This window comes from Flavobacterium haoranii, assembly GCF_009363055.1.
Lineage (GTDB): Bacteria > Bacteroidota > Bacteroidia > Flavobacteriales > Flavobacteriaceae > Flavobacterium > Flavobacterium haoranii.
Genome location: NZ_CP045292.1, coordinates 1,237,758 through 1,254,557, shown reverse-complemented (window position 1 = coordinate 1,254,557; position 16,800 = coordinate 1,237,758). Strand labels below are relative to the sequence as shown.

Genomic DNA, 16,800 nt, shown 5'->3' with positions numbered 1-16,800 from the left:
GTGTCTATATTAAACCAAATTACTAAAATTTAAAATTCGTAATTTAAAAAGAACATGAAGAATTTAAAGATATATTTCCCAATAGTTATTACAGCATTAGCGTCTCAATTTTCATTTGGTCAAGAAGATGAAAACATTGGTTCTGAAGTTGTAAATGTAGTAAAGCCTTATACGCCAACAATTTCTGATGCTTTTAAAGTAAAGGAATCTCCTGTTATCGATGATGAAGATAATACTCAAAAAGAAGAAATTAAATACAATATTTTTTCGTTTCCGGTAGCGTCAACATTTACTCCTGCTAAAGGACAAGCTGCAGCTGTAGATAAAGAGAAAAAAGAACGCATTTTTAGTAATTATGCTACTTTAGGTGTAGGAAATTATGGTACAGTTAATGGCGAATTGTATGTAACACATAATTTTGGGCGCGACAGTTATTTAGGGGCAATGTTACGTCATTTATCGTCTCAAGGTGGTATCAAAGATGCAAAGTTAGACGATAATTATGCAACAACAGGTTTAGATGTAACCTATGGTTCACGTAATCGCGATTTAAATTGGAATGTAGATTTAGGTGTAAAGCGCCAAATGAATAATTGGTATGGTTTGCCTTATGATAATATAGTCTTCGATGCGCCAACAATTGAAAGTATTGAAGAGAAACAAATTTACAATACAATTGCTCTAGGTGGAAAAGTGGGTTTAAAAGACAGTTTTTTTAGCGAATTAACGATGCAATTTAAACGTTTTTCTGACGATTTTGGTTCAGGAGAAAATCGTTTTTGGATTAAACCAAATTTTGATTTTGAAGTAATGGATAGTAAAGTAAATGCTGATTTTGTTGTAGACTATGTTGGAGGTTCTTTTGATAGAATGTATGCAGTAGATAGCGAATTAAAATATAGTAATGTAATTTTTGGAACAAAACCAAATTTCTTGTATCAACAAGACGATTTATCGGTTTTAATTGGAGCGGGAGTTTTCTATACAACAGGAAAGTTTAATGGCGAAACTGATAGTAAAATTTTTGTGTATCCAAATGTAAAAGCATCATATAAAATTGTTGAAGATGTATTAATAGGTTATGCTGGAGCAGAAGGTGGATTAAATCAAAATTCGTATGCCGATTTTGTTGATCAAAATCCTTTTATCTCACCAACATTATACATAGCGCCAACAGATAATAAATATGATATTTATGTTGGTTTAAAAGGTAAATTAGCAAGTTCGGTTTCTTTTAATGTAAAAGGCTCTTATAACAACGACGATAATAAAGCGCTTTTTGTGAGTAATCCTTATCAACACAATTCAGTAACTAATAACACTGAAGGTTACGCATACGGAAATTCATTTGATGTAGTTTACGATAATGTAAAAACGATGAGTATTTTTGGAGAAATTAAAGCCGATTTTTCTAAAAGTATAAGTTTAGCTTTAAACGGAACTTACAATAATTATTCAACAGATTTACAAGCTGAAGCATGGAATTTACCACAATTAAAAATTGGAGCTAATTTAGATTTCGATATTACCGACAAATGGCATGCAGGAACAAATATTTTCTTTGTAGGCGAACGTAAAGATATAGTTACAATTCAAATTATGCAATTTCCTTTATCAGCATTTGAACAAAAGACTATTACTTTAGATAGTTATTTCGATTTAAATGCGCACGTTGGTTACAATTTTAGCGAAAGATTGTCATTTTTCTTAAGAGGAAATAATTTAGCAAACCAACAATACAACCGTTGGGCAAATTTCCCAGTTCAAGGTGTACAAGTTTTAGGCGGAGCTAATTACAAGTTTGATTTTTAATTTTTAATTTTTTGTCATTTCGAACAAAGTGAGAAATCTCATCAAGTTTACAATTTAATTAAAGTGTAATTTTTCATTTTATGTTTTTAAAAAAATATATTTTTAATAAATCAACAATTTATCCAATATTAGGAATTTTATTGTTGTTGTGGAATATAAGTGAAAAAGGAAAGAAAGCTTCAGAAGAGTTTCATTTTTTAACTAAAGATAAATTGTCTACTAATGGGAAAGTTATAAGTTCCAAATATGAAAAATTTGAAACAGAAACTGATAATTATAGTGGGAAAATTAGTTATCATGAATTGGATATATATCATATTGTTTATCAATTTAAAACCTTTGATGGTTTCAATATAGAAGATAGTACTTATGTAAATAAAAAATTCTCTAAAGATGATTTTATTAAGATAGAATATGTAAAAGACAAACCGAATATTAGTAAGGTTGAATATGATTTTGATTTCAATGAAAGAGTAAGTTTTTTCAATTGGCTTTTTTCAAATTTTATGTTTGGAATTTTAGGTTTAGTTTTCACTTTTTATTTATATTATTTAAGCATTAAAATTTATGAAAAAGAGAAGCGAGAGCTTGATATTATAAATGATTACAAAAACGAATCATCATTTAAAAATATAGAAAAGGTTTTTAGTAATAATAATGATGAAATACAAGATGAAACAACTTTCAAAAATGAAAATTTTACACGAGGTCAAAGGATATTATTAAATGTGTTAATTAAAAGAGAAAAGGAAAAGAAAAAAAATACAAAAATTGATAAAAATAATTTTTTGAAAATAAAATTGCCACTTTCTGAAGAAGATTATTATTATTTATTTAAGAAGTTATCTGATGGAGCAGTTACTTGGGGACAATTATCACCTGAATTAAGGTTAGAATTTAATAGAGTAGGTGCTGAAATTAGAGATAAAAATACTATGCATTAATAAATGATTTCCAAACCCAAAATCCATTCCCATTATATTCATTTACTTGAAGAAAAAATCAAAACGCTTCGTATTCAAATTAACGATTTGGCCGAAGATGCACAAAACGATGCAAAAGGTTCAGCAGGCGATAAGCACGACCCGAGCCTTTAGGCGAACTGGCGAAGCAAACTGCTTTGTCTATGATGCATCTCGAACAAGAAAAACTCAACCAAAAACTAAAAGAAAATTTAGACCAACTAACCTTATTAGAATCTATTGATAGTTCAAAGCAAAATTCAATTGTCACTTTAGGAAGTATAGTAATTACCAATAAATTTACATTTTATATTTCATCCGCATTACCGAAAATAAGTATCGATAATCAAGAAATTATTGCATTATCACTGCAATCACCACTTGGTGTTGCGATGAAAGGTAAAACTACAAACGATTCCTTTTCCTTCAACGGAATTAATTACATCATTCAATAAATTTATTAGTTCTAAAAACCTAGCAAAGCGAAGCTTTGCAAAGCTTTTATCAGTATAAACTTTTAAAAACGTTAATAAAACACGAATCCTTGTAGTGTTTTTAGTTTTTAAAAGTTGGTTCTGCTTGCAGAAATACCTATAAAAGTGAAAAACGCATTTCTTTTGTAACTTTTCTTTATGCGAGTAAAGAAAAGTTAATATTACAATCTCTAACTTTTTTACATCAAAAAACTTAATTTACATTTCATTTTAAAATAAAATTAAAATATTATGTTTTAAATTGTAATTAAAAATAAAATTATAGTTTAAACTTTAAACTAAAATCTTCAACTTTGCTTCATAATAAAAAGTAAAATATTTTGAATTCTAAATTCATAATTCTAAATTAAAAAATATGTGTGGAATTGTATGTGCATTTGATGTAAAGCAAAAAACAGAAACTTTAAGACCTCAGGTTTTAGAAATGGCAAAGAAAATTCGTCATCGCGGTCCAGATTGGAGTGGAGTTTTTAGTAATGAAAAGGCAATATTAGCGCATGAACGTCTTGCTATTGTAGATCCAGCTTCTGGGAAACAACCTTTATTTACAAAAGATAAAAGTTTAGTTCTAGCAGCAAACGGAGAAATATATAACCATAGAAATTTACGCAAACAGTTTGAAGGAAAATTCGAATTTCAAACAGAAAGCGATTGCGAAGTAATTCTAGCATTATACCAAGCAAAAGGGACAAGTTTTGTTGACGAATTAAACGGAATTTTTGGATTTGCTATTTATGATGTAGAAAAAGATGAATATTTCATTGCTCGCGACCACATGGGAATTATTCCGTTATACATTGGTTGGGATCAATTTGGAACTTTTTATGTTGCTTCAGAACTAAAAGCATTAGAAGGATATTGTACAAAAATTGAATTATTTCCTCCAGGACATTACATGTCAAGTAAAGACGGAGAATTAGTAAAATGGTACAACCGCGAGTGGACAGAATTTGATGCGGTAAAAGACAATGAAACAAACATTCAAGTTTTAAAAGATGCTTTAGAGGCAGCCGTTAAAAGACAATTAATGAGTGATGTTCCTTATGGAGTTTTACTTTCTGGAGGTTTAGACTCATCAATTACTTCTGCAGTTGCTAAAAAGTTTGCTCAAAAAAGAATTGAATCGGGTGACCAACAAGATGCTTGGTATCCACAATTACATTCATTTGCAGTAGGTCTAGAAGGTTCTCCAGACTTAGCTGCAGCAAAAAAAGTAGCCGATCATATCGGAACCATTCACCACGAAATAAAATTTACAATTCAGGAAGGTTTAGATGCCATTCGCGATGTAATTTATAACATTGAAACCTATGATGTAACTACAATTCGTGCTTCAACGCCTATGTATTTAATGGCGCGTGTAATTAAATCAATGGGAATTAAAATGGTACTTTCTGGAGAAGGTTCAGATGAGTTGTTTGGTGGCTATTTATATTTCCATAAAGCACCAAATGCTAGAGAATTTCACGAAGAAACTGTGCGTAAATTAAGTAAATTACACATGTATGATTGTCTTCGTGCTAATAAAAGTTTAGCCGCTTGGGGAATTGAAGGACGAGTACCTTTCTTAGATAAAGAATTTATGGATGTAGCCATGCGTATTAATCCACAAGACAAGATGATAAATGGTGAAAGAATGGAAAAATGGGTTTTGCGTAAAGCTTTTGAAGAAATGTTGCCTGAAAGCGTAGCTTGGCGCCAAAAAGAGCAATTTAGTGATGGAGTTGGTTACAGTTGGATTGATACTTTGAAAGAAATTGTTGCTAAAGAAGTATCAGACGAACAATTGGCAAATGCAAAATTTAGATTCCCAATTCAAACTCCTACATCAAAAGAAGAATATTATTATCGCTCAATTTTTACAGAGCATTTTCCAAGCGATGCAGCGGCTTTAAGCGTTCCGCAAGAAGCAAGTGTAGCTTGTAGTACAAAAGTGGCTCTTGAATGGGATGAAGCGTTTAAAAACTTAAATGATCCATCTGGAAGAGCAGTAGCAAAAGTTCATGTAGAGGCTTATTAAAGCCTCTTTTTATTTTAAGAACGAAAATTACTAAAAAAAACGGCTTTAAATAACGAATTTTAAGACACTTTTGTAAAAATACATTTTGGCGAGAAGTAAAAAAACAATCAAAATTCAATTTAAAGCTATTTTCAATTGATTTAAGACAGTTTCAAGAAATTAACAAATGTTGATAACTTTAAGTCTTTTTGCGCTTAATTTTTGACTTTTCTCTATCTAATTGGTTATATTTGTTTGTTAATAAAATTGATAGTATAAGCATTTAAAATATGAGTGAAGAAGTAAAGAAGAATGGCTATTCGGCCGACAGTATTCAGGCGCTTGAAGGAATGGAGCACGTACGTATGCGTCCTTCCATGTATATCGGTGATACTGGTGTTAGAGGTTTACACCATTTAGTATATGAGGTGGTTGATAACTCTATCGATGAAGCTTTAGCTGGACATTGTGATACGATTAAAGTTACCATAAACGAAGATAATTCTATTACTGTTGAAGATAACGGTCGTGGTATTCCGGTAGATATTCATAAAAAAGAAGGTGTTTCTGCTCTTGAAGTTGTTATGACGAAAATTGGAGCTGGAGGTAAATTCGATAAAGATTCTTATAAAGTTTCTGGTGGACTTCACGGTGTTGGGGTTTCGTGTGTTAATGCACTTTCTGATCATTTACAAGCTACTGTTTTCAGAGAAGGAAAAATTTGGGAACAAGAGTATGAAAGAGGTAAAGCTTTATATCCGGTAAAACAAATTGGAACTACTGATAAAAGAGGAACTACGGTTACTTTTAAACCAGATGGTACAATTTTCACACAAACTTTAGTTTATTCTTACGATACATTAGCGGCTCGTTTACGTGAGCTTTCTTTCTTAAATAAAGGGATTACAATTACTTTAGTTGATAAAAGAGAAACTGATAAAGACGGTAATTTCTTAGGAGAAACTTTCCATTCACAAGAAGGTTTAAAAGAATTCGTTAAGTTTTTAGATGGAAACCGTGTGCCAATTATCGGTCACGTAATTTCAATGGAAAACGATAAAGGCGAAATTCCAGTTGAAGTAGCTTTAATTTATAACGATAGTTATTCAGAAAATATATTTTCTTACGTAAATAATATCAATACTCACGAAGGAGGAACGCATTTACAAGGTTTCCGTATGGGATTAACGCGAACGTTGAAAAAATATGCCGATGCTTCTGGGTTGTTAGATAAATTAAAATTCGAAATTTCTGGAGATGACTTCCGTGAAGGTTTAACAGCAATTATTTCTGTAAAAGTTGCAGAACCTCAATTCGAAGGTCAAACCAAAACAAAACTTGGAAATAGAGAAGTAGTTTCTCCAGTTTCGCAAGCCGTTGCGGAAATGTTAGAGAATTATTTGGAAGAAAATCCAAATGATGCTAAAACTATCGTTCAAAAAGTAATTTTAGCTGCTCAAGCACGTCACGCTGCTAAAAAGGCACGCGAAATGGTGCAACGTAAAACCGTGATGGGTGGCGGAGGATTGCCAGGTAAATTATCAGATTGTTCGGAACAAGATCCAGAAAAATGCGAAATTTTCCTTGTTGAGGGTGACTCGGCGGGTGGAACTGCAAAACAAGGACGTGATAGATTTTTCCAAGCTATTTTACCTTTACGAGGTAAGATTTTGAACGTGGAAAAAGCGATGCAACATAAAGTATTTGAAAACGAAGAAATTCGAAATATTTTTACAGCTTTAGGGGTTACAGTAGGTACAGAAGAAGATAGTAAAGCGTTGAATTTATCAAAATTACGTTATCATAAAGTAGTGATCATGTGTGATGCCGATGTCGATGGTTCTCACATTTCTACATTAATTTTAACGTTCTTCTTCCGTTACATGAAAGAACTTATTGAAGGAGGACACGTTTATATTGCGCAACCACCTTTATATTTAGTTAAAAAAGGAAACAAGAAAGCGTATGCTTGGAATGATGAGCAACGCGATCAAATTTCTACTGAATACGGTGGAGGAGCAAACGTTCAACGATATAAAGGTCTTGGAGAGATGAACGCTGAGCAGTTATGGGAAACTACATTAAATCCTGAATTTAGAACGCTTCGTCAGGTTACTATTGATAGTTTATCTGAAGCTGATAGAGTTTTCTCTATGTTAATGGGAGATGAAGTGCCACCTCGTAGAGAGTTTATTGAGAAAAATGCTGCTTACGCTAAGATTGATGCTTAAGAGGTCGATTTTCATACTTATAATATTATCAGGCTTTGTGTCTAAAGCTCAAACATTAGACGAACAAATTGGGTATCTGTTATCAGATGCCCTTTTCTATTCCGATAAATATATTGTTCCTGCTACTGATGCTGCTGTTTATCAAGCGTCTTCTTCTTGGATGAATTCTGCTAAAAAGAAAGAAAAATGGCAATTTGATTTAGGTGTTCACGCAAACGTTTTCTTTGTTCCAAATAGAGATAGAAAGTTTGCTATTTCTAATAGTGATTTTCAATTTTTTGAAATAGAAGGCGCAAATGAAGCAACTGTTCCAACTGCATTAGGTAATGATAACCAAGTGTATTTAGTAGGAGATTTAGATGGGCAAGAAATACGTTTTAAAACACCAGAAGGAATAAATCAAGAAACTGTGGTTTATCCTTATTTGCAAGCGAGTTTAGGGTTGCCTTATGGTTTTGAAGTGGTAGGAAGATATTCTACTCGAACAAAACTAAAAAGAGGTGATTATCAAGTTTATGGATTTGGTCTAAAACATAATTTTAGTCAGTATTTTTCAGCGTTAGAATCAAAAAAAATAAATCTATCTTTCATGACTATGTATTCTAATGAAGAAATTAGTTTTGAATTTTTAGATGTAGACACAGATTTCGGAAATTTAGGATTAAATCAATTTACAAGTAAGGTAGATACTTATCATTTTCAATTAGCAGTTTCAAAAGATATACAAGCGTTTGAAATTATAGGAAGTTTTATAGCAAACGTAAGTAATTTTAATTATAGAGTTTCAGGTAATTCTTCTGAAGCATCGGTTTTTGAATCAGCTATAAATCAGCTTCTGCCGCAATTAGAAGATACAAAATGGAACTACATGGGCGAGTTGACTGGTGTATATCATTTTAGTAAGTTTTTTGCTAAAACATCGTTTACATTTGGTAAATTTGTAAACCTTAATATTGGAATAAATTACACAATTAATTAATAATTTAAATTTTACATAATGAAAGTAACTATAGTTGGTGCGGGTAATGTAGGTGCAACATGTGCAGACGTTATTTCGTACAGAGGAATTGCAAGTGAAGTAGTATTGTTAGACATTAAAGAAGGTTTTGCTGAAGGTAAAGCTATGGATATCATGCAATGTGCTACTACAACAGGATTTAATACAAGAGTTTCGGGAAGTACAAATGATTATTCTAAAACTGCAGGAAGTGATGTAGTTGTAATTACTTCAGGAATTCCAAGAAAACCAGGTATGACTCGTGAAGAGTTAATTGGTATTAACGCAGGAATTGTAAAATCAGTTGCTGATAATGTATTAGCTCATTCACCTAATGCTATTATTGTTGTTGTTTCGAATCCAATGGATACAATGACTTACTTAACTTTAAAAGCTACAGGTTTACCAAAAAACAGAGTTATTGGTATGGGTGGAGCATTAGATAGTTCTCGTTTTAAATACTATTTATCTCAAGCATTACAAAAACCATCTAACGATATTCAAGGAATGGTAATTGGTGGTCACGGAGATACAACAATGATTCCTTTAACAAGATTAGCTTCTTATAACGGTTCACCTGTATCTAATTTCTTATCTCAAGAAGAATTAGAAAAAGTTGCTGCTTCTACAATGGTAGGTGGTGCTACTTTAACTGGATTATTAGGAACTTCTGCTTGGTATGCTCCTGGTGCCTCTGTTGCATATTTAGTAGATTCTATTTTAAATGATCAAAAACGTATGATTCCTTGTTCTGTTTATTTAGAAGGAGAATATGGTCAAAACGATATTTGTATAGGTGTTCCATGTATTATTGGTAAAAATGGAATTGAGCAAATTGTTGATGTTCAGTTAAATGATGCTGAAAAAGCATTATTTGCAAAAAGTGCAGATGCGGTTCGTAATATGAATGCTGATTTGAAATCGGTACTTTAATAAAATAAAATTTAGATATGAAAAACTGTCAAAGTTTCTTTGGCAGTTTTTTTATGGGCACTTTTCAATATACAAATGTTTAAAAAAAACCAATTTTAATTTAAAATAAAATTGGTTAATCCTATTGTAAATTATATATTTGTCCGTTTTTTAAAAAAATATATAGAATAATTAATTTTTAGAAGTAATGCAGAATAGAGGACTAATTAAATTTTTCGCAATAATATTTGCATTGGTATGTTTTTACCAGTTATCGTTTACATTCGTTGCAAATGGAGTTGAGAAAGACGCAAAAGCTTTTGCAAAAGGAGACTTCAAAAAAGAGGTTGCGTATTTAGATTCAATTTCTAAACAACCAGTTTATCCATTATTTGGATATACTTATGATTTTGTTAGAAATAATCAAATCAATAAAGGTCTTGACTTAGAGGGAGGTATTAACGTAATGTTACAAATCTCTGTTAAAGACATTTTAAAAGGTTTGGCCAACGGATCTAAAGACCCTGCTTTTAACAAAGCGCTTGCAGATGCTAAAGCTAATCAACAAGGAAATCAAGATTATATCGATGCTTTCTTTAACGAAGCGAATAAAGCAAATGTAAAATTATCAGGAGTAGAAATTTTTGGTAACAGAAATTTAGAAACTGAAATCAACATGGGTATGACAAATGCTCAAGTTGAACCAATTATTAAAAGAAAAGTTCAAGAGTCTGTAGAGTCTGCATTCAAAGTATTACGTGAGCGTATTGACAAGTTTGGTGTTACACAACCTAATATTCAATTATTAGGAAGTTCAGGTAGAATTTTAGTAGAATTACCTGGAGCTAAAGACGTAGACCGTATTAAAAAATTATTACAATCTACTGCTCAATTAGAGTTTTGGGAAACTTACAAGAATGATGAAGTATTTCCTTTCTTAATTCAAGCAAATGAAACTTTAAAGAAAACTGAAGTTACTACAGAAGTTGCTGAAGTTAAAGAAGCATCTGCTTCCGGTATCGATTCTTTATTAACAGATAAAGCAGATACAACTAAAGTTCAAAAAAATCCTTTATTCGATATTTTACAACCTACACAACAACAAGGTTTTTCAGTTATAGGATATGCTCAAACTAAAGATACAGCTAAAATCAACTCTTTCTTAAATAGAAGTGATATTCAAGCTTTATTACCAAATGAATTAGCGTTCGTAAGATTCAATTGGGGTAAAGAGAACGAAAAATCTGGAGATGTAGTTGAATTATATGCTATCAAAGGAAATAGAGAAAATAAAGCGCCGTTAAGTGGTGGTGTTATTGTTGAAGCAAGAGACACTTATGACCAAATGGGTAAACCAGCTGTTTCAATGCAAATGAATGGTGCTGGTGCAAAAGCTTGGGAAGAGTTAACGGGTAAAGTTTCTCAACAAGGTAATGCTATTGCAATTGTTTTAGATAATATTGTATATTCTGCTCCGGGTGTAAGTAGAGGAGCTATTTCTGGTGGTCAATCAGAAATTTCAGGAAGTTTTACAATCAACGAAACAAAAGACTTAGCAAACATTTTAAGAGCTGGTAAATTACCTGCAGCTGCAGAAATTGTTCAGTCAGATGTTGTTGGTCCTTCATTAGGACAAGAAGCTATTGATAATGGTTTAGTGTCATTTATCTTAGGTTTTGCTTTAGTACTTTTATGGATGGTAGTTTACTATGGTAAAGCAGGTTTCTATGCAAACTTAGCGTTATTAGTAAATATCTTATTCATTTTCGGAATTTTAGCTTCTTTCGGAGCTGTATTAACATTACCAGGTATCGCAGGTATCGTATTAACAATTGGTATGGCGGTAGATGCTAACGTAATTATTTACGAAAGAGCAAAAGAAGAATTAGATTCTGGTATGCCGGTAAATGAAGCTGTAAATTATGCATATACTTGGAAAGGTGCAATGTCATCAATTGTTGATGCTAACGTTACAACTTTATTAACAGCAGTTATCTTATTCGTTTTTGGTACAGGACCAATTAAAGGTTTCGCTACAACATTAATTATTGGTGTAATTACTTCAGTATTTACTGCTGTATTTATCACAAGATTATTATTAGATTGGAGTTTAACTAGAAATGAAAATATAGTATTCTCAACTTCTATTACTAAAAATTGGTTTAAAAACTTAAACTTCGATTTCTTAGGAAAACGTAAAATTGCTTATACTGTTTCAGGTATTTTAGTAGCATTAAGTTTATTCTCAATCTTTACTAAAGGTTTAAATCAAGGTGTTGACTTTGTTGGAGGTAGAACATTCCAAGTTCGTTTCGAAAAACCAGTTGTAGCTTCTGAGGTTACAAATGATTTAGTAGCTACTTTTGGAAGTGCTGAAGCAAAAGTTTTTGGTAACGATAATCAGTTGAAAATTACAACTAAATACAAAGTTGACGAAGAAGGAGAAGGAGTAGATAAAGAAGTAAATGAAAAATTATACGAAAGTTTAAAGAAATATTTACCAGCTAATTTAGAATACAAAGATTTCGTGACTTCTTATGAAGGTAAAAAGTATGGAATTATGCAAGCTTCTAAAGTTTCTGGAACTATTTCTAAAGACATTAAAACAAACTCTATTTGGGCAGTTTTAGGTTCGTTGTTTATTGTTTTTGTTTACTTAATGATTTCGTTCCGTAAATGGCAGTTTGGTCTTGGTGCTGTAGTTGCTGTTGCTCATGACGTTATCATTGTATTAGGTATTTTCTCATTCTTCTATACAATTTTACCATTCAACATGGAAATTGACCAAGCATTCATTGCGGCAATCTTAACAGTAATTGGTTACTCGTTAAATGATACAGTAATTGTGTTTGACCGTGTAAGAGAGTATTTAGATTACAACTCTTCACCAGATTTCAAAGGTTTAGTAAATAAAGCGTTAAACTCTACATTAAGTAGAACTATTAATACTTCAGCTACAACATTAGTGGTATTAGTTGCAATTTTTGCTTTAGGTGGAGAAACTATTAGAGGTTTCGTATTCGCTATCTTAGTGGGTATTTTAGTAGGTACTTATTCATCATTATTTGTGGCAACACCAATTATGAATGACACTATGAGTGATAAAGAGGCTAAGAAAATGGCTGAATTCAAAAAAGAAGACTAATAATTATAGTTTTATATAAATTAAAAAAGTCCTGAATTTATTCAGGACTTTTTTTTGTATCTTGATATTTTTATAAATAGTTGATATAAAATGCATATTGATATAATTTGCAAATCAATCGAAGATGTTTAAATTAGAAATTTCATTAAAATATTTTGTACAGATGAAAAAGTTTATAATTGTTTTATTCTTAGGTTTGGTAAGTTGTAATTCCAGTAATACAGTTGATATATTTCAAAAAGATTTTAAAGAAAATAGATGGTCTAAAAATGATTTAAAACGACTTACATTTTCAATTGAAGAAACAGCTAATTATGATATAGATTTGCATTTAGGTCACATTTATGAGTATCAGTTTGATGTAATTCCTTTGCAAGTTACTTTGTTTAAAGATGAGCAAATTTTGTTTCAAGAAACAATAGATGTGAAGGTCAAAGAAAATGGAAAGGATTTAGGAGAATGTGTGGGAGATATTTGTGATTTATATGCTGTTTTAAAACAAGATTACAATTTAGATAAAGGTTTGTATAGTTTGCAGATAGAAAACAAATTTGATAGAGAATATTTGCCTAATGTTTTAGGAATAGGAGTAAGGATAAAAAAATAAATCGGGCTTTTGCCCGATTTATTTTTTTTTATATTTTAAATGATTTTTATGCTTTTTTGGCTCTAAATATGAAATAAAAACCAGCAATTATAAAAGGAATACTTAGCCATTGTCCGGTTGAAAATAAACCCAATGCACTTTCAAAACCACCTTGACTTTCTTTAACAAATTCTACTAGAAAACGAACAGTCCATAGTAAAACTAAGAAAACTCCGAAAATGTAACCTAATTTATTTCGAGCATCGGTTTTCCAATATAAAAAGTAAAGAATAAGAAACACAAAAACATAACCAATTGCTTCATATAATTGAGCAGGATGTTTAGGTGAAACATTCTCTAATAATTGCGTAAATTGAGGGTTTGAAGCGATATCATTATAAGCGTCATTAACGTTTTGAATTCCGGTTTGTTCTACTGCTTCACGTGGAGAATAGAAGTCGCGAATGAACTTAATTCCGAAAGGTGATGTAGTTTTATGGCCTACAATTTCAGAATTGAAAAAGTTACCTAAACGAACAAAAATAGCACCTAAAGAAACTGGAAGTACAATTCTATCTAAAATCCAAAGAATTGGTTTTTGAACTACTTTTTTACTGTAAAAATACATGACTAAAATAATAGCAATTGCTGCGCCATGACTTGCTAAACCTGCAAAACCTGTAAATTCCCAGCCGTTTGGCGTTTCTTTTATAGGCAAAAGTATTTCTGCTAAATGATTTTTAAAATAAGCCCAATCGTAAAAGAAAACGTGTCCTAGTCTAGCGCCAATTAAAGTCGCTAAAACAGTATAAACAAAAAGGTTGTCTAATTTTTCTAATGATTCTCCTTCACGTTGATATATTGCTTTCATAACATACCAGCCTAGTCCGAATGCAATTACAAACATTAAGCTGTAATAACGAACCATGAAAAAGCCTAAATCTATCCCCTCTGAAGGATTCCAAACGATATTTAATACGTGCATATATTTTTAATTTGTGCCTAAAAATACTTATAATAATTTATATTGATGTTAAAAAATAACCAACTTTTTGCATTAAGGATTGTAGCATTGTTTGAGCTCTCACAATTTTGTGAAGCGAGTGCGAAAAGCCTGACCGCGCTGTGCGTGGTAATGCCCTTAATTTTATGGTACTGGATCGTAACCACTGCCGCCCCAAGGATGGCAACTTGCAATTCTTTTAATTGCTAACCAACCGCCTTTAAAAAATCCATGCTTTTTTAATGCTTCTACAGTATAATGAGAGCAAGTGGGTTGATAACGACATGCTGCTGGTGTGTAAGGTGAAATAGCTACTTGATAGAATCTAACCAAGAAAATAAAAGGATATGCTAATATTTTGGTTATCCATTTCATGCTTAATTAACACTAAAGGTAGTACCTTCTTTGCCATCTTTAAGTTGAATACCTAGTCCTAATAAACGATCGCGAATTTCATCTGATAAAGCCCAGTTTTTATTAGCTCTAGCATCGTTTCTCATTTCGATAAGCATTTCTACAACTCCGCTTAATTTGTTTCCAGAATTTGAGTTAGTTGCATTTTCATCGATATTTAGTCCCAATACTTCAATAACAAAAGCATTAAAAGTGTTTTGTAGCGTTTCTAAATCGTTTTGATTTAGGGTTTCCTTACCTTCTTTTACTAAATTGATAAAACGAACACCTTCAAATAATTGTGCTATTAAAATAGGCGTATTGAAATCATCATTCATAGCATCGTAACAGCTTTGTTTCCAAGAATTGATATCGATACTTGAATTTGAAGAAGATGTAAGGTTTTGTAATGTTTTATAAGCTTCGCTAATTCTGATGAATCCTTTTTCACTTGCAACCATAGCGTCGTTAGAAATATCTAAAACGCTTCTGTAATGTGCTTGTAAAAAGCAAAAACGAACTACATTAGGATGAAATGGTTTTTCGAAGAAAGTATTATTTCCATTTACTAATTCCATTGGTAAAATATAGTTACCAGTAGATTTACTCATGCGTAATCCGTTCATGGTAAGCATGTTTGTATGCATCCAATATTTTACTGGATTAACTCCGTTACAAGCTTTTCCTTGTGCAACTTCACATTCGTGATGAGGGAATTTTAAATCCATTCCGCCTCCGTGAATATCAAAAGTTTCGCCTAAATATTTAGTACTCATTGCAGTACATTCTAAATGCCAACCAGGAAAACCAGCTCCCCAAGGAGAGTTCCAGCGCATAATATGTGCTGGTGAAGCATTTTTCCAAAGTGCAAAATCTTGAGGATTTTTCTTTTCGTTTTGTCCATCAAGATCTCTAGTATTAGCAAATAAATCTTCAATATTTCTATTGCTTAACTCACCATAATTTAAACCTTTTGCATTGTAAGCTTGAACATCGAAATAAACTGAACCTTGACTTTCATAGGCAAAACCTAATTCAATCAATTTTTGAGTTAATTCGATTTGTTCAATAATATGTCCAGTTGCAGTAGGTTCAATCGTTGGCGGTAAAAAATTAAAAGCATCTAAAACTTTGTGAAAATCGACAGTGTATTTCTGTACAATTTCCATTGGTTCTAGCTTTTCTAATTTAGATTGTTTTACAAAACGATCATTTTCAACATTTCCATCGTCTGTTAAATGTCCAGCGTCAGTAATATTTCTTACATATCTTACTTTGTAATCTAAATGAAGTAAATATCTGTAAATAACATCGAAGCTCATAAAAGTCCTCACATTACCCAAATGTACATTACTATAAACTGTAGGGCCACAAACATACATTCCTATTTGCCCTTCATGCAATGGTTGAAATGCTTCTTTTTTGCCGGTTAATGTATTGTATACTTCTAAGTTTTGTGATTTATATAAAGCCATTTCGGGTTTATTTACAAAATTGATATTAAAATTTAGTTTCTAATTTAATGTAATCTAAGAATTCTCTTCTTACTTTGTCTTCTTTGAATTTTCCGCCAAATTCTGCAGTAACAGTACTACTTTCAATATCGCGAATTCCTCTTGAATTTACACAAAGGTGTTTTGCATCAATAACACAAGCTACATCATCAGTGCCTAAAACTTTTTGTAATTCTTGAACAATTTGAATAGTTAAACGCTCTTGAACCTGAGGTCTTTTAGCATAATAATCAACAATTCTATTCATTTTAGAAAGCCCAACAACAGTTCCATTAGAAATATAAGCTACATGAGCTCTACCAACAATAGGAAGTAAGTGGTGTTCACAAGTAGAATAAACTACAATGTTTTTCTCTACAAGCATTTCGCCATATTTGTATTTATTTTCAAAAGTAGAAGAACTAGGCTTTTTGGTTGGGTTTAATCCTCCAAATATATCTTTTACAAACATTTTAGCAACACGATTTGGTGTTCCTTTTAAACTATCGTCTGTTAAATCCATTCCTAAAGTAATTAGAATGTTTTCAACATCTTTTTTAATTGATTCTATTTTTTCTTCATCAGTTTTATCAAATGCATCTTTTCTAAGCGGTGTTTCTGCGCTTGTTGCAATATGATTATGACCTAATTCTTCGTTTAATTCTTCGTTATGGTTCATTATTTAAGTATTAAATAAGGCAATTTTTTCGAAGTGCAAAGATAATCAATTAACCAATAAATCATTAATAATAAATTATTTTTCACAATGTAAG

Annotated in this window: 14 protein-coding genes; 10 read left to right on the top strand and 4 right to left on the bottom strand. The window is 31.4% G+C overall.

All coding sequences use genetic code 11. The annotated features are described in order from the left end of the window. The first annotated feature begins 54 nt into the window (after window positions 1–54). The 10 genes from GCU34_RS06060 to GCU34_RS06020 all read left to right on the top strand — a co-directional run bounded on the left by GCU34_RS06060 (window position 55) and on the right by GCU34_RS06020 (window position 13,159). On the top strand, window positions 55–1,812 hold the full coding sequence (locus GCU34_RS06060; protein WP_072784722.1) for a porin family protein: 1,758 nt from the start codon (window positions 55–57) through the stop codon (window positions 1,810–1,812). An 80-nt stretch (window positions 1,813–1,892) separates the two neighbouring features. Further along, window positions 1,893–2,756: a hypothetical protein gene (locus tag GCU34_RS06055; protein WP_072784710.1), complete on the top strand. Its 864-nt coding sequence runs from the start codon at window positions 1,893–1,895 to the stop codon at window positions 2,754–2,756. 3 nt (window positions 2,757–2,759) lie between these two features. Next, on the top strand, window positions 2,760–2,909 hold the full coding sequence (locus GCU34_RS13890; RefSeq protein ID WP_227658749.1) for a hypothetical protein: 150 nt from the start codon (window positions 2,760–2,762) through the stop codon (window positions 2,907–2,909). 29 nt (window positions 2,910–2,938) lie between these two features. Continuing rightward, window positions 2,939–3,229, top strand: coding sequence for a hypothetical protein (locus GCU34_RS13885; RefSeq protein ID WP_227658748.1), 291 nt, complete (start codon window positions 2,939–2,941; stop codon window positions 3,227–3,229). A gap of 394 nt (window positions 3,230–3,623) precedes the next feature. Further along, a complete protein-coding gene (asnB, locus tag GCU34_RS06045; RefSeq protein WP_072784708.1) occupies window positions 3,624–5,288 on the top strand; it encodes an asparagine synthase B in 1,665 nt (554 codons plus the stop codon). 269 nt (window positions 5,289–5,557) lie between these two features. Then, complete coding sequence (gene gyrB / locus GCU34_RS06040) at window positions 5,558–7,498, top strand: DNA topoisomerase (ATP-hydrolyzing) subunit B (RefSeq protein ID WP_072784706.1); 1,941 nt, start codon at window positions 5,558–5,560, stop codon at window positions 7,496–7,498. Continuing rightward, the gene (locus tag GCU34_RS06035; RefSeq protein WP_317040833.1) at window positions 7,434–8,477 is read left to right on the top strand and encodes a DUF6588 family protein; all 1,044 of its coding nucleotides are present in this window, start codon (window positions 7,434–7,436) and stop codon (window positions 8,475–8,477) included. The genes gyrB and GCU34_RS06035 overlap by 65 nt, the downstream gene beginning before the upstream one ends. An 18-nt stretch (window positions 8,478–8,495) precedes the next feature. Continuing rightward, complete coding sequence (gene mdh / locus GCU34_RS06030; protein ID WP_072784702.1) at window positions 8,496–9,428, top strand: malate dehydrogenase; 933 nt, start codon at window positions 8,496–8,498, stop codon at window positions 9,426–9,428. 187 nt (window positions 9,429–9,615) lie between these two features. Continuing rightward, window positions 9,616–12,552 (top strand): protein translocase subunit SecDF, encoded by a 2,937-nt coding sequence (secDF, locus tag GCU34_RS06025; RefSeq protein WP_072784700.1) that lies wholly within the window; start codon window positions 9,616–9,618, stop codon window positions 12,550–12,552. Window positions 12,553–12,715: 163 nt separating this feature from the next. Then, window positions 12,716–13,159: a gliding motility lipoprotein GldH family protein gene (locus GCU34_RS06020; RefSeq protein ID WP_178138357.1), complete on the top strand. Its 444-nt coding sequence runs from the start codon at window positions 12,716–12,718 to the stop codon at window positions 13,157–13,159. Window positions 13,160–13,205: 46 nt separating this feature from the next. Here GCU34_RS06020 and lgt read toward each other — a convergent pair whose 3' ends face one another. The 4 genes from lgt to folE form a co-directional block, all read right to left on the bottom strand. Then, window positions 13,206–14,123: a prolipoprotein diacylglyceryl transferase gene (gene lgt / locus GCU34_RS06015; RefSeq protein WP_072784686.1), complete on the bottom strand. Its 918-nt coding sequence runs from the start codon at window positions 14,121–14,123 to the stop codon at window positions 13,206–13,208. A gap of 162 nt (window positions 14,124–14,285) precedes the next feature. Then, window positions 14,286–14,516, bottom strand: coding sequence for a membrane protein insertion efficiency factor YidD (gene yidD, locus GCU34_RS06010; RefSeq protein ID WP_072784684.1), 231 nt, complete (start codon window positions 14,514–14,516; stop codon window positions 14,286–14,288). A gap of 2 nt (window positions 14,517–14,518) precedes the next feature. Next, window positions 14,519–16,009 carry a cysteine--tRNA ligase gene (gene cysS, locus GCU34_RS06005; RefSeq protein ID WP_072784683.1) on the bottom strand — a complete coding sequence of 497 codons (1,491 nt, stop codon included), beginning with the start codon at window positions 16,007–16,009 and terminating at the stop codon, window positions 14,519–14,521. Window positions 16,010–16,034: 25 nt separating this feature from the next. Beyond that, window positions 16,035–16,706: a GTP cyclohydrolase I FolE gene (gene folE, locus GCU34_RS06000; protein ID WP_072784681.1), complete on the bottom strand. Its 672-nt coding sequence runs from the start codon at window positions 16,704–16,706 to the stop codon at window positions 16,035–16,037. Window positions 16,707–16,800: the final 94 nt, after the last annotated feature.

Coding starts and splice junctions, on each gene's coding strand:
- asnB (WP_072784708.1), top strand. CDS start 3,624: ATGTGTGGAATTGTATGTGCATTTGATGTAAAGCAAAAAACAGAAACT.
- GCU34_RS06060 (WP_072784722.1), top strand. CDS start 55: ATGAAGAATTTAAAGATATATTTCCCAATAGTTATTACAGCATTAGCG.
- GCU34_RS13890 (WP_227658749.1), top strand. CDS start 2,760: ATGATTTCCAAACCCAAAATCCATTCCCATTATATTCATTTACTTGAA.
- GCU34_RS06055 (WP_072784710.1), top strand. CDS start 1,893: ATGTTTTTAAAAAAATATATTTTTAATAAATCAACAATTTATCCAATA.
- yidD (WP_072784684.1), bottom strand. CDS start 14,516: ATGAAATGGATAACCAAAATATTAGCATATCCTTTTATTTTCTTGGTT.
- gyrB (WP_072784706.1), top strand. CDS start 5,558: ATGAGTGAAGAAGTAAAGAAGAATGGCTATTCGGCCGACAGTATTCAG.
- GCU34_RS06020 (WP_178138357.1), top strand. CDS start 12,716: ATGAAAAAGTTTATAATTGTTTTATTCTTAGGTTTGGTAAGTTGTAAT.
- lgt (WP_072784686.1), bottom strand. CDS start 14,123: ATGCACGTATTAAATATCGTTTGGAATCCTTCAGAGGGGATAGATTTA.
- GCU34_RS13885 (WP_227658748.1), top strand. CDS start 2,939: ATGATGCATCTCGAACAAGAAAAACTCAACCAAAAACTAAAAGAAAAT.
- secDF (WP_072784700.1), top strand. CDS start 9,616: ATGCAGAATAGAGGACTAATTAAATTTTTCGCAATAATATTTGCATTG.
- GCU34_RS06035 (WP_317040833.1), top strand. CDS start 7,434: ATGAAGTGCCACCTCGTAGAGAGTTTATTGAGAAAAATGCTGCTTACG.
- mdh (WP_072784702.1), top strand. CDS start 8,496: ATGAAAGTAACTATAGTTGGTGCGGGTAATGTAGGTGCAACATGTGCA.
- folE (WP_072784681.1), bottom strand. CDS start 16,706: ATGAACCATAACGAAGAATTAAACGAAGAATTAGGTCATAATCATATT.
- cysS (WP_072784683.1), bottom strand. CDS start 16,009: ATGGCTTTATATAAATCACAAAACTTAGAAGTATACAATACATTAACC.